The 12,670-nt window shown below is 56.9% G+C and carries 11 protein-coding genes and 1 tRNA gene; all 12 read right to left on the bottom strand.

The annotated features are described in order from the left end of the window. Window positions 1–7 precede the first annotated feature (7 nt). On the bottom strand, window positions 8–952 hold the full coding sequence (locus R6U41_RS06210) for a ribose-phosphate diphosphokinase (RefSeq protein WP_410268966.1): 945 nt from the start codon (window positions 950–952) through the stop codon (window positions 8–10). A 53-nt stretch (window positions 953–1,005) separates the two neighbouring features. After that, window positions 1,006–1,080: transfer RNA gene (locus R6U41_RS06215), tRNA-Gln, on the bottom strand. Window positions 1,081–1,120: 40 nt separating this feature from the next. Beyond that, window positions 1,121–1,978 (bottom strand): 4-(cytidine 5'-diphospho)-2-C-methyl-D-erythritol kinase, encoded by an 858-nt coding sequence (locus tag R6U41_RS06220; RefSeq protein WP_410268967.1) that lies wholly within the window; start codon window positions 1,976–1,978, stop codon window positions 1,121–1,123. 9 nt (window positions 1,979–1,987) lie between these two features. Continuing rightward, window positions 1,988–3,457, bottom strand: coding sequence for a Do family serine endopeptidase (locus R6U41_RS06225; protein WP_410268968.1), 1,470 nt, complete (start codon window positions 3,455–3,457; stop codon window positions 1,988–1,990). Between the two features lie 57 nt (window positions 3,458–3,514). After that, entirely contained in the window at window positions 3,515–3,766 is a 252-nt protein-coding gene (locus tag R6U41_RS06230; RefSeq protein WP_410268969.1) for a DUF1844 domain-containing protein, read from the bottom strand. A 74-nt stretch (window positions 3,767–3,840) separates the two neighbouring features. Continuing rightward, window positions 3,841–5,421, bottom strand: coding sequence for a phosphoglycerate dehydrogenase (gene serA / locus R6U41_RS06235; protein ID WP_410268970.1), 1,581 nt, complete (start codon window positions 5,419–5,421; stop codon window positions 3,841–3,843). 169 nt (window positions 5,422–5,590) lie between these two features. Next, window positions 5,591–6,949 carry a phosphomannomutase/phosphoglucomutase gene (locus R6U41_RS06240; RefSeq protein WP_410268971.1) on the bottom strand — a complete coding sequence of 453 codons (1,359 nt, stop codon included), beginning with the start codon at window positions 6,947–6,949 and terminating at the stop codon, window positions 5,591–5,593. Between the two features lie 40 nt (window positions 6,950–6,989). Further along, entirely contained in the window at window positions 6,990–8,423 is a 1,434-nt protein-coding gene (locus R6U41_RS06245) for an RtcB family protein (protein WP_410268972.1), read from the bottom strand. Window positions 8,424–8,435: 12 nt separating this feature from the next. Beyond that, entirely contained in the window at window positions 8,436–8,849 is a 414-nt protein-coding gene (locus R6U41_RS06250) for an archease (RefSeq protein WP_410268973.1), read from the bottom strand. A 16-nt stretch (window positions 8,850–8,865) separates the two neighbouring features. Continuing rightward, the gene (locus R6U41_RS06255) at window positions 8,866–10,806 is read right to left on the bottom strand and encodes a molybdopterin biosynthesis protein (RefSeq protein WP_410268974.1); all 1,941 of its coding nucleotides are present in this window, start codon (window positions 10,804–10,806) and stop codon (window positions 8,866–8,868) included. A 38-nt stretch (window positions 10,807–10,844) separates the two neighbouring features. After that, window positions 10,845–12,080 (bottom strand): gephyrin-like molybdotransferase Glp, encoded by a 1,236-nt coding sequence (gene glp / locus R6U41_RS06260; protein ID WP_410268975.1) that lies wholly within the window; start codon window positions 12,078–12,080, stop codon window positions 10,845–10,847. A gap of 30 nt (window positions 12,081–12,110) precedes the next feature. Next, window positions 12,111–12,670 (bottom strand): diaminopimelate epimerase (gene dapF, locus R6U41_RS06265; RefSeq protein ID WP_410268976.1); only part of this gene is annotated, 560 nt, incomplete at its 5' end.

Below are 12,670 nucleotides of genomic sequence, written 5' to 3' on the forward strand. Positions count from 1 at the left end.
TATTTGATCAGACGAACAAAGATGTCACGGAATCGCCGGTGTGGCTGCGGTAAATGGCCTCGCCAAACAATTCGGCAATACTGAGCACGGTGATCTTGTCGCATGTTTTGGGTTTTCCCGACAGCGGGATTGTGTCTGTGATCACCATGGATTTTAAACTTGAGGCATTGATCCGGTCGATCGCCGGCCCGGAGAGCACTGCATGCGTGCAGCAGGCATGAACTTCTTTGGCGCCGTTGGCCGAAATTGCGTTGGCCGCCTCGGTCAGGGTGCCGGCAGTATCGGCCATGTCGTCGAGAATTAGGGCCTTTTTGCCTTCCACGTTTCCGATGACCGCCATGGCCTTGGCCTGGTTGGGGGCGGAACGTCGCTTATCAATGATGGCAAGGCCCGCGTTTAATCGCTTGGCAAATGCCCTTGCCCGTTCCACGCCGCCGGCATCCGGTGAGACGATCACCAGGTCTTCGGAAAATCGCCTGCGCATGTGGTTGATCAGCACAGGGGCGGCAAACAAATTGTCCACGGGAATGTCAAAAAAGCCCTGGATCTGGCCGGCATGCAGATCCATGGTGATCACCCGGTTGGCTCCGGCCCGGGTCAGCAGGTCCGCCACCAGTTTGGCGCTGATGGGCACCCTGGGGGCCACTTTTTTATCCTGGCGGGCATAGCCGAAATAAGGGATCACCGCTGTGATCCGCCTGGCAGAGGAGCGCTTGAACGCGTCGATCATCAGCAAAAGTTCCACCAAATGATCATTGACCGGGCAACAGGTGGACTGCATGACAAACACGTCCTTTGCCCGGACATTGTCATCGATTTCGATCTGCACTTCACCGTCGCTGAAGCGCTTTACCTTGGCATTGCCCAGGGGCTGGTTCAAATAACTGCAGACAGATTCTGCCAGCTGCGGATTGGATAAGCCGGAAAAAATGATATATCCGTTGTTCTCCACGTTGCCTTCCCCTTTCCCGGGGTTGAAAATTCCTCGTGAAACTGTTTTTGAAATGGCTGGGGCGGGAGGATTCGAACCTCCGAATGCAGGAACCAAAATCCTGTGTCTTACCGCTTGACTACGCCCCAGCAACCGGTGGTTTGCTTTTTTCGCCCCGCAGGATCAATGTCAGCGCAGCAGGCTGGTTTCAAACACCTGCCATGTGCCCTGCCGGGCGGATAACCGATCAAAAGCCTGCCGGGCCTTTTCGGCATCTGAAAAAAGGCCGAAAACCGAAGATCCGCTGCCGCTCATCAACGCCTTTAACGCCCCGCAATCCATCAGGGCCTGTTTGGCATGGCGTATTTCCGGGCAGAGTTGCATGGCCGGCGGTTCAAGCGCATTGTAAAGCCGCCTTGCGAAATCGGCTTCCGAGCCTGATTTGAAAGTAAATTTTGTATGTATTTTTTTGTTTTTTGTCAATGCCAAATTCAACTTTTTATAGACTTCGGTAGTGGATACGGGGCATCCGGGATAGATCAGCACCAGGTTGAATCGGGGCAGGCCGGAAAGGGGGGAAAGTTTTTCGCCAATGCCGGCGGCAATGGCCGGTTGGCCGTATATGAAAAAGGGTACATCCGCGCCAAGTCTGAGCCCAAGCATCATGAGCCTGTCGGCGGGGAGGGGATTTTCAAACAAGCGGTTCAGCCCGGTCAGAACGGCTGCCGCATCGCTGCTGCCACCGCCCAGGCCGGCACCCACTGGGATGTGTTTGTCAATGGAAACCACCGTTTTGGCAGCAAAGCCGGTTTCTGCAAAAAAGGAGGCGGCCGCTGCCCAGGCCAGGTTGGCCCGGCCCAAAGGCACAAGCGGATGGGGGCATGTAACCGTGATGTCTCCGGAAGTGGCTGCGGGATCACATGACAAACGGACGGTATCATGAATCCCGATGGGGCACATCAGGGATTGGAGTTCATGATAGCCGTCCGTTCGTTTGCCAAGGACATCCAGGAACAAATTGATTTTTGCCGGAGCCTGGATTTCCACGGGACAAAATTATTTGGTCAGCTTGATAACGGTAATGCCCTGCCTGGGCCGCAGCACGTAAAAAGACAGGGTTTGCCCGGATTCCACATCCTGAATCATTTTTTTAAAGTCAGTCACTGAACCGATTTTTTCATGATTGATTTCACGGATGATATCGCCTTTTTGAAATCCGGCTTCGGCCGCCTTGCTGTCCCGGGCCACCTGGGTAACGATAACACCCCGGACTTCTTCAAGGTTTAATTGCCGGGCCATTTCCTGGTTCAAATCCGTGACATCAAGGCCCAGTTCCGCTTCCTGCGTGCTTCCGGGAGCTTGGCCCCGGCCGCGGTCAGCGAGTTTTTCTTCTTCCCGCTTGGCGATTTCAACGTCAATTGTCCGGGTTTTGCCTTCCCGGATGAGCTTGATTTTTGCCTTTTGTCCGGGTTTGATCGCGGCAATGCGCCGGGAAAGTTCCCTGGGCGAGTCTACGGGCTTGCCGTTGACTTCAGTGATGATATCATTTGGTTTGATACCGGCCTTGTCCGCCGGATCGCCATCAAATACCTGGCTGATCATCACGCCCTGGCTGACATCATAATATTGCTTCAATTCGTCATTGAGCTCCTGGATGGCCACGCCAAGCCATCCCCGGGTCACTTCACCGCTTTCTTTGAGCTCGGTGATGATATCTTTGGCAAGGCCTGAGGGAATGGCAAAACCGATTCCCTTGCCCCCGGCCACAATGGCGGTGTTAATGCCGATGACCTCGCCGTTCATGTTCAGTAGCGGCCCGCCGCTGTTGCCCGGGTTAATGGATGCGTCTGTCTGGATGAAATCGTCATAAGGGCCGGCCCCGATGACCCTTCCCTTGGCGCTGACAATACCGGCTGTCACCGTGTGCTCCAGGCCGAAGGGATTGCCGATGGCCACCACCCACTGGCCGATTTTCATGTCCCTGGAATCGCCCAGCTCCAGGGCGGGCAGTTTTTCATCCGCCTCGATTTTGATCAGGGCGAGATCCGTGTTGGGGTCAGTGCCGATGATCTCAGCGTCATACTCGTTTCCGTTTTTGAGCTTTACCTGGATCTGGTCGGCGTTTTCGATCACGTGATTGTTGGTGACAATGTGACCCTCCCTGTCCAGGACAAAACCGGAACCCAAGCTTCTTTGCTTGAATTCCCGCGGGTCCTGCTGGTCGAAGAAACGATCGAAAAATTCATCAAACGGACCGCCCTGTGGGGGCCCTTGGGGCCCGAAGAAATGCTTGAACACCTGGCCGCCGTTATCAACGGTTTTCACGGTACGGATGTTGACCACCGACGGGCCCGCCTCTTCTGCCAGCTGGGTGAAACTGGCAGGCACCATGGTTTGCTGTTCCTGCTGGGAGCCGGCAGCAGAGGTGGCGTGAGGCCGGGGCATCAGAAAAAACCCGGCAGCCGTCAAAGCGGTCACGGTTATGATTACAGTCAGCCATCCGGTCGGTTTCAGTTGCAGTCCCATACTCGCCTTGCCTCCTTGTTAACGTGCTTGCGGGTTGTCGGTATTTCCGGCAACCAGCTATTCACCCCCGGTTTCTTTTACATATAATAAACGTAATTCATACAAGACGTTTGTCAATAACCGCTTTTCCTCGTCTGTGAGGTTGCCCCGGGTTTTTTCCTCCAGCATGGCAATCACGTCAATGGTCTGCTTGGCCACGGGCAGGTTTTTGGCCGTGGCCCCGCTGGTGGGATCCGGGTGCTGACCCAGATGAACCAGGGCCGAGGAATTTAACGACAAAAGAAAGGTAATGAAGTTGATCTCCGGCATGACGGATCCGGAATGCAAATTTGGATCGTTTCCCTTGTCTTGTTGTACCATCTCCGGTTTTCTCCCTTTTGAATTTATAGTTCCATTGTTCTGACCGATATGACTTTGGGCAGGGCCATGAGCGCGTCAACCACGTTTTGCGAAATGGGCGTGTCGGTTCTGAGCAGAATAATATTGTGTTCGCCGCCTTCTTCCAGCCCCACCTGCATCCTGGAGATATTGATCCCGTGATCGCCCAGGGTGGTTCCTATACTGCCGATGGCCCCGGGTTCGTCCAGATTGTGGATCAGGGCGAGGTGTCCTTTGGGGATGATTTCAATGCGGAAATCATCAATGCGGACAATGCGGGGGTCGCTTTTGCCGAAAACCGTTCCGGCCACAGTCAGGGTTTTTTCCGGCCCTGTGATTTTGGTGGTGACCATGTGCAGAAAATCGGTGGTTTCCGGGGAACTGGATTCGGTGATTTTAATGCCGCGCTCCTTGGCAATGTAGTGGGCATTGACAGCATTGACCTCGGCACCCAGCCGGTAGCTCAGCAGCCCCTGGATAAAGGCGGAGGTCACCGGCATCAGGTCATATCCGAAAAAATCGCCGTTGTAGAGGATGTTGATTTCCTTTAACTGTTCGGTCATGAACTGGGCATGGAGCATGCCCATTTTTTCTGCCAGGCGGATAAAGGGTCCGAGCTGCTCCAGGGCCTGGCCGGAAATGGAGGGCACATTGACCGCATTGACCACGTTGTTGTGCTTTAAATATTCCACGATCTGGTTGGCCACGGCCACGGCCACATTGGTCTGGGCTTCAAATGTGGACGCGCCCAGGTGCGGCGTCAGGATCACTTTTTCGGACTGCAGCAGCCGCAGGTCTGCCGGCGGGGGTTCCTGGGCAAACACGTCCAGGGCCGCGCCGGCCACCTTGCCGGATTCAAGCGCTTCATACAGGGCTTCTTCATCCACAATTCCGCCGCGGGCGCAGTTAATGACCATGACCCCGTCCTTCATTTTTGCCAGGGCCTCTGCATTGATCATGTTGGCCGTTTCCTTGTTTTTGGGCACATGAATGGTGATGTAATCGGCCCGGGCGTAAAGCTCATCCAGGCGGACGGATTCAAATCCCTGTTTTTCTATTGTCTCGTCCTGGACCACCGGATCATAGACCAAAACTTTCATTTTCAGACCCCGGGCCCGGTCTGCGACCACGGAACCGATCTTGCCAAATCCGATTACCCCAAGGGTCTTGTTGTAGATTTCCCGGCCCATGAGTTTTTTCTTGTCCCACCGGCCGGTTTTTAGCGAGGCGGTTCCCTGGGCGATATTGCGGCTCAGGGCAAGCATCATGGAAATGGCGTGCTCGGCTGTTGTCACCACGTTGCCGCCCGGGGTGTTCATGACCACCACACCCCTGCGGGTGGCCGCCGGAATGTCCACGTTATCCAGGCCGATGCCGGCCCGGCCCACCACTTTAAGGTTTTCCGCAGCTTCCAGCAAATCATCGGTCACCCGGGTGGCACTTCGGATCACCAGGGCATGATAGGGCTCGATTTCGGCCTTGAGTTCTTCGGGCGAGAGCCCGGTTTTCACATCCACATCCAGCCCGGCTGCCTTCAATATTTCAATTCCGGCTTCACCCAGATTGTCGCTGACAAGTACTTTCATTCACAAACCTCCACAGTCTCCCGTTATGTTTCCATTCAGTTGTCGATTCAATGCAATTTTTTTCTCTGGTTATCTGAAAATGCAGCGGAAATCCAGCGCATTTCCTGATATCCAAAGAACTTTTGACCTAAACCGGGTTAAGCCTTTCCATGCCGGGCCACAGCTGCGGTTATGCCCGGATTTCATTCTGTACCCGGGAAATGGTGCTTTCCACGGTGTTTCGGATTGCATCCAGGCGGTTTTGCGACAGGGCCTCAAAGCGCATGACCAGGGCCGGCTGGGTATTGGATGCGCGCACGAGCCCCCATCCGTCGTCAAATACAATTCTCACCCCGTCAATGTCAATGACCTGATACTGTTCCGCCAAAAGCTGCCGGGCTCGCTCCACCACGTCAAATTTCACCTCATCGCCGCATTCCACACGGATTTCCGGGGTGCTTACGGTTTCCGGGACATCGTTTAACAGATCGTCAATGGTGGCGCCGGTTTCCGAAAGAATCTCGATTAACCGGCATGAGGCATAAACCGCGTCATCAAAACCGAAATATCGGTCGGCAAAAAACATGTGGCCGCTCATTTCCCCGGCCAGCTCAGCTTTTTCCGCCTTCATCTTTTCCTTGATCAGGGAATGGCCGGTTTTCCACATCACGGCCCGGCCCCCGTGGCGTTCAATATCGTCATACATGGTCTTGGAGCACTTGACCTCGGATATGAACGCAGCCCCGGGCTTTCGGGACAAAATCTCCCTGGCAAAAATGATCATGAGCTGATCTCCGTAAATCACCCGGCCGTTTTGGTCCACCACGCCGATGCGGTCGCCGTCTCCGTCATAGCCGATGCCCAGATCCAGGCTTTTGGCCCGCACCAGGGCGATGAGATCGGTCAGATTTTCCATTACAGTGGGATCGGCCTCGTGATTTGGAAACCGGCCGTCCATGTCGCAATAAAGATCATAAACCTTGCATCCCAGGGACTTGAGCAGGGGCACGGCAACAACCCCGGCAGTGCCGTTGCCTGCGTCAATGCCCACCCGCAGCTGTCTTTTGATGCTGACATTGTCCCGGATGTAGTCCTGGTAAGGAGTGATGGCGTCGGCTTCGGTCACATGTCCCTGTCCGGTCTGAAATTCGCCTTTTTCCGCGATTTGCCCGATTTTGCCGATCTCTTTTCCATGCACCGAGTCCGTACCCTTGCAGATCTTAAACCCGTTGTATTCCGGCGGGTTGTGGCTGGCTGTCACCATGATCCCGCCCTGGGTCTGCAGGTGCCAGATGGAAAAATAAAGCACCGGCGTCGGGCAGACCCCGATGTCGATGACATCGCAGCCCGATTCTGTCAGGCCCCGGATCAGGTGGCCGGCCCAGCGCTCCGAGGTCAGCCGGCAGTCCCGGCCCACGCTCAATGTGGTGCATCCGTGGCCGGCCATGTAAGTGCCCATGGCCCGACCCAGCAGGTAAACCTCATGGTCGTTTATATCCTTGTCCGCGATCGCCCGGATGTCGTATTCTCTGAAAATAGCCGGATTCACAGCAGTTTTTCCTCCTGTTTTTTGTGATTTTTGGTGTTGTCTATCCCTTGATTACGGCAATGGGTCGGAGTTTGGCCACTTTTTTGGATATCCCGGAACCGTGCACCACGTTGACCACCTCGGTGACGTCCTTGTAGGCTTCGGGCATTTCCTCTGCCATGGTGCCCCGGCCCGCGGCCCGGACGAAAACGCCCTTTTTCTCCATTTCCTGCTGCAGGGACCGGCCCTTTGCCGCCTTTTTGGCAGCCTTTCGGCTCATGACCCGGCCTGCGCCGTGGCAGGTGGAGCCAAATGTTTCTTCCATTGCCTTTTGGGTGCCAGCCAGCACATAAGAAGCCGTGCCCATGTCCCCGGGGATCAAAATGGGCTGGCCCGTGTCCCGAAAAGCCGGGTCCAGACCGGCATTGCCCGGGCCAAAAGCCCGGGTGGCGCCTTTGCGGTGAACGCAGACTTTTCGTTTTTCCTTGTCAATGACATGGGTTTCAATTTTGGCGATATTGTGGCACACGTCATAGACCATCCGCATTCTCAGATCCCGGGGGCTGATGCCCAGGGTGTGCATCAACACCGTTTCGGCCATGTGCAGCAGGACCTGGCGGTTGGCCCAGGCAAAGTTGGCCGCGCACGCCATTGCCCGGTAATAGGCCTGTCCTTCCGCAGATTGCACCGGCATACAGGCCAGCTGCCGGTCAGGCAGGGCAATGCCGGATTTGTGCACTTTTTTGGTCATCAGCGCAAGAAAGTCGTCGCAGATCTGATGGCCCAGGCCCCGGGAGCCCGTGTGGATCAGCAGGGTCACCTGATTTTCGGCCAGGCCGAATACCCGGGCGGCTGCCGGGTCATAAATGGTGTCCACCACCCCGATTTCCATGAAATGGTTGCCCGAACCCAGGGTGCCAAGCTGGTTTTTGCCCCGGTCCATGGCCCGATCGCTGACATCTCCGGGATCGGCATTTTCCATGCAGCCGCCTTCCTCGGTACGCCCGGTGTCCGTGTCCCGGCCATAGCCTTGGGAGAGGGCCCACGGACTGCCTTTTTTCATGACTTTTTTCAGATCTGCCAAAGACAGCTTCACAGCGCCGGTGGAGCCAACCCCGGAGGGGATGTGTTTTTGCAGGGCAACAACGAGGTCTTCTATGTGCGGCCGGATTTCCTTTTCCTCAAGGCCCAGGGCGGCAAGCCGCACCCCGCAGTTGATGTCATAGCCCACCCCGCCCGGGGAAATTACCCCGAAGTCCATGTCAAAGGCCGCCACCCCGCCGATGGGAAACCCGTATCCCCAGTGGATGTCGGGCATGGCCATGGCCCGGCTCACAATGCCCGGAAGACTGGCCACGTTGACGAGCTGCTTGAAGGTTTCTTCCTTTTTGACCGTTTCCATGATCGCAGCACTGGCATAGATCCGGGCGGGCACGTTCATGCCCCCGGTTCTGGGAATCTCCCATGTGTAGGCGTCTGTTTGTATCAGTTCCATGGCCCTGTTTTCCTATACATCAAAAATCACTTCACCCTGCCAGCCGTTGGATGTCGGCGACAGGTTTGCGTTGTGATAGGTCACTGCCTTGATGTCTGCAAATACCGGGTGCTTTTGCGGATCAAAGGCCCGGACAAAAACGCGGGCCTCCAGCCATGTATCCCGGATTTCGATAATCTTTGCGGACCGGATCAGGCGCTGGCTTGCGGTCCATTCCAGCAGGCAGCCCCGGAGCCAGTTGATGAGCAGGTCGGTCCGGTCAATGCCGTCAACGCAAATGGTTTGCGCATGCGTTTCAGTTATCTGGTTTAAGTCTGTGATCTGTTCAAACAGGGCCCGGCATGCCTCGGCAAACAGATCCGCCAAAGTCGGGGCCCATACCCGGATGCCGGTATCCGCCGTATGATCGATGACCTCGTAGGGCATAAGCGGCCTGCAATCGCTATTGGTGACTTTTCCACACCACAAGGCCGGTGTTTTGCGTATGATAGCCGCCCATGGCATGGAGGCGTTCAATAAACTGAGCCGAGCCGATCATTTCCGTAAGCAGCCGGATTCTTCCGGATTCGGCAAAGGCTTCCGGGATCACCAGTTCATAGGATTCCGTGGCAACCGGAATAAAATCCAGGTCCAGAGCCCGGGCTGCGGCGCGAATGCCCAGACCCGCATCCGCAGCCCGGCCGAGCACGGCCACGGCCACGGCCATGTGGGTGAATTCCTCGTTTTCATATCCGGTGATGGCGGCCGAATCAACGCCTGCACCCCTGAGATGAAAATCGAGCAGCACCCTGGTGCCGGAGCCGGACTGGCGGTTGATAAACACCACATCATTTCTTGCCAGATCGGTGATTGCCGACAGTTTTTTGGGATTGCCGGGTGCCACGATCAGACCCTGCTCCCGTTCTGCAAGGCGCACCAGGCGTACGGGCACATCCGGCAGAAACTTTTTAACATAGGAAATATTGTAGGAGCCGTCATGGGTGTCGAGCAGGTGGGTGCCGGCTAAATGGCACAGCCCCTTTTTCACAGCCATGAGCCCGCCCATGGAGCCCACATGGCTCGATGACAGGCTGTAGCGGCTGCTTTCGGCCCGCAGCAGATCGGCCAGCACGTCTATGGCATTGTCATGGCTGCCCACAGCCACGATGTTGTCCTCAATGGATCTGCGGTCCTTTAAAAGCCTGGCGGAAACGGTATCATTTTCCCGGATACCCTCCTTGTCCGCGTCAATCCGGATGATGCCGTGGGCTTCGGTGATGCTGGTGATGGTGCCAGCGCCCCGGGGCAGGGGAGTGGCCACGATGCTGGCACCCACTTTTCCCAGCTTGACCCGCACAAATTGTTCCATGCCGAGCTTGCCGGCAATTTTGCGGGTGGGCCGCACATGGATGGTTTCGGGCTCGGGTTCGGCCCGGCCCAGCATGGCGCAGATCAGGGGGGCGACAAACTGTTCAAAGGCCATGATGGCAGACACCGGATATCCGGGAATGCCAAAGGCGGGCTTGTGGTTGATCTCCCCGATCACAACGGGTTTTCCGGGCATCATGGCCACTCCGTGGACATGGACCGCTCCCAGCGATTCAATCACCTGCCGGGCAAAATCCTCGCTGCCCGAAGAAGAACCGCCCATGATCAGGATCATGTCCATATTCGGGTCTTGGGCCGCCTCAGAAACCGTTTGGGAGATCTGTCTGAAATTGTCGGCCACGATGTCGTGGCGGATGTATTGCGCCCCCAGTTCTTTTGCCATCTGACCCAGCACATGGGAGTTGGATTCAATGACCCGGCCCGGGGAAAGTTCTTCGGGCATCTGCCGGTGATCCACCAGTTCCGGGCCCGTGGGCAGCAGAAACAGGAACGGTTTGGCCAGAACCGAAACCTCCGTGATCCCGCCGGCCAGCAGGGCGCCGATGCAATAGGAGGTGATGTGGTGGTGGCGGGCAAACAAAAGCTCTGTGGCCACGATGTCTTCTCCCATGCGGCGCACGTGCTGCCAGGGAAAGGCCGGGGCCTCGATTTGAATGCGGTTTTCGTCAATGACCTGGATGTCTTCGATCATGATCACAGCATTGGTGTCTGCGGGCATGATGTGCCCGGTGTTGACAAACACGGCCCGGGTGCCGGTCTCAAGGATTTTGGGATTGGCTTCTGTGGCCCCGAAGGTGGCCTCTGCCTTTACTGCCACGCCGTCCATGGCCGCTGCATGAAAACCCGGAGACGATAGCCGGGCGTAGACCGGTTGGGCAAGGATCCGGCCCGAAGCTTCTGTGACGGCCACGGACTCGCCCTGGTTGCGGGGCCGGAGATCAAAGCGGTCAGACAGCAGATCCCGGGCTTCCCGTAGGGTTTTCATTTTCAGGTAGATATTGCGGGTGCTGCTCATTTTCCCTCTTTTGGATGCCGGCGCAAAAAACAGCGGATTTACCGGAGAAGGGTCACAAAAACGGTTTCGCCTTTTTCCAGCCCCTCGGTGTTCATATCGATTTCAATGAGCCCGTCTGCCTCCACCAGGGTGCGGATCAGGCCTGAAGGTCCAAGAATGGGTTCGGCGTAAAACCGGCCCTGGTCTTCCACGATCCGGGTCCTTACGTAATCGGTGCGGCCCTGCACGGATGACAGGTTGCGCGTGAGCTCGGCCGTGATCCGGTCGTGCTGTCGATAAGATAATGCATTGCCGCTGATGTGTCCAACAAACCGGGCCACGATCCGGTCAAAGACCACCATGGCCGAAGCAATCTGTCCGGGCAGCCCCCAAAGGGCCTTTTGGCCGATTTTTGCCAGGATTGTGGGTTTTCCCGGACGGATGGGAATGCCATGGAACAGGATTTGGGAATCAGGAAGCGATTCAATCACCTCCAGGGTCAGGTCCCGGGTTCCCACGGAACTGCCCCCGGATATCAGGATCATATCGGTTTCCTCAAGGGCCCGGGTGCAGGTGTTGCGCAGGGCATCAAACCGGTCTGCAACAATGCCGTATGTCCGGGCAACACCCCCGGCCTGGGCCACGCATCCGGCAAGGGAGTAGGTGTTGACATCCCGGATTTGCCCGGGTTCCGGGGTTTGGTTGATTTCCGCGAGTTCGTCGCCCGTGGAGATAATGCCGATCACGGGTTTTTTGAAAACCCGGATGGTTTCCATTCCAAGGGCGGCCATCAGGCCCATTTCCTGGGGCCGGATGCGGCTGCCGGGGGCAAGCATTTTCTGCCCGGCGGCCACGTCCTCGTCTGCGGCCACCACATTGGCGCCCGGGGCCACGCTTTTATAGATTTCCAGGGCGGTTTCATCGAGTTTGGCCGTGTGTTCGAGCATGACCACGGCATCTGCGCCTTCGGGCAGCATGCCGCCTGTGGCAATGCCCGCGGCCTGGCCGTGGCCCACGGGGGTTTGCGCGGCCAGGCCCATGTGGACGTTGTCGATGATCTCCAGGTATGCCGGGCTGGATTCAGACGCGCCAAAGGTGGCTGCGGCCCGAACGGCATAGCCGTCCATTGTGGCCCTGGCAAAGCCGGGCAGATGGGTTTGGGCAACAACTTCCTGGGCCAGGATCCGGCCGCAGGTCTCGGCTATGGGCAGTTTTTCCGTGCCCACGGGGACGAATTCAAAAATGCGGTCAAAAACCTGTTTAACCGGCGTAGCGGTAAAAAATTCCTTGGTCATGGCATTGGGTCCGGCAAAGGTGACAAATGATTAAAAAAGATCGGCAATGGCCGGCTGGTCCAGGACTTCCCGGTGGATCTGTCCCCGTGCGACCCGGACCACAGGACCGCTCATATGGATATGATAATGATCGTCCATGCGGATCTGCAATTGTCCGCCGGGCATGTGAACCGTGATCTCGGCATCACACAATCCCAGCCGGCGGGCCACGGCCGCGGCCGCCGAAGCGCTGGAGCCCGAGGCCAGGGTGTAGCCCGCGCCCCGCTCCCAGATTTCAATGGCCAGGCTGGCGCGGTTCAGGATTTTTGCAAACTGGACATTTGTGCGGTTGGGAAACATCTCGTGGTTTTCGATCACCGGTCCCAGCCGGCGGGTTTGTTCCATGGAGATTTCGTCGCTGACAATCACGCAGTGGGGGTTTCCAATGGTGGCGGCGCAAAATCTGAGGCTCTGGCCGCAGATGATCATGGATTCATTGATGACTTCCCGCGGAGCGCCGGTCACCGGAATCTGGGTGCTGGTAAAGCTTACCTGTCCCATTTCCACTGAAATCATGTGTCCGGCGTCACTGACCTGTGCTGTGACCGGCC

Source organism: Desulfosalsimonas sp., from assembly GCF_046483245.1.
Taxonomy (GTDB): Bacteria; Desulfobacterota; Desulfobacteria; order Desulfobacterales; family Desulfosalsimonadaceae; genus Desulfosalsimonas.

Coding starts and splice junctions, on each gene's coding strand:
- R6U41_RS06225 (WP_410268968.1), bottom strand. CDS start 3,457: ATGGGACTGCAACTGAAACCGACCGGATGGCTGACTGTAATCATAACC.
- R6U41_RS06230 (WP_410268969.1), bottom strand. CDS start 3,766: ATGCCGGAGATCAACTTCATTACCTTTCTTTTGTCGTTAAATTCCTCG.
- serA (WP_410268970.1), bottom strand. CDS start 5,421: ATGAAAGTACTTGTCAGCGACAATCTGGGTGAAGCCGGAATTGAAATA.
- R6U41_RS06245 (WP_410268972.1), bottom strand. CDS start 8,423: ATGGAACTGATACAAACAGACGCCTACACATGGGAGATTCCCAGAACC.
- R6U41_RS06250 (WP_410268973.1), bottom strand. CDS start 8,849: ATGCCCTACGAGGTCATCGATCATACGGCGGATACCGGCATCCGGGTA.
- R6U41_RS06255 (WP_410268974.1), bottom strand. CDS start 10,806: ATGAGCAGCACCCGCAATATCTACCTGAAAATGAAAACCCTACGGGAA.
- glp (WP_410268975.1), bottom strand. CDS start 12,080: ATGACCAAGGAATTTTTTACCGCTACGCCGGTTAAACAGGTTTTTGAC.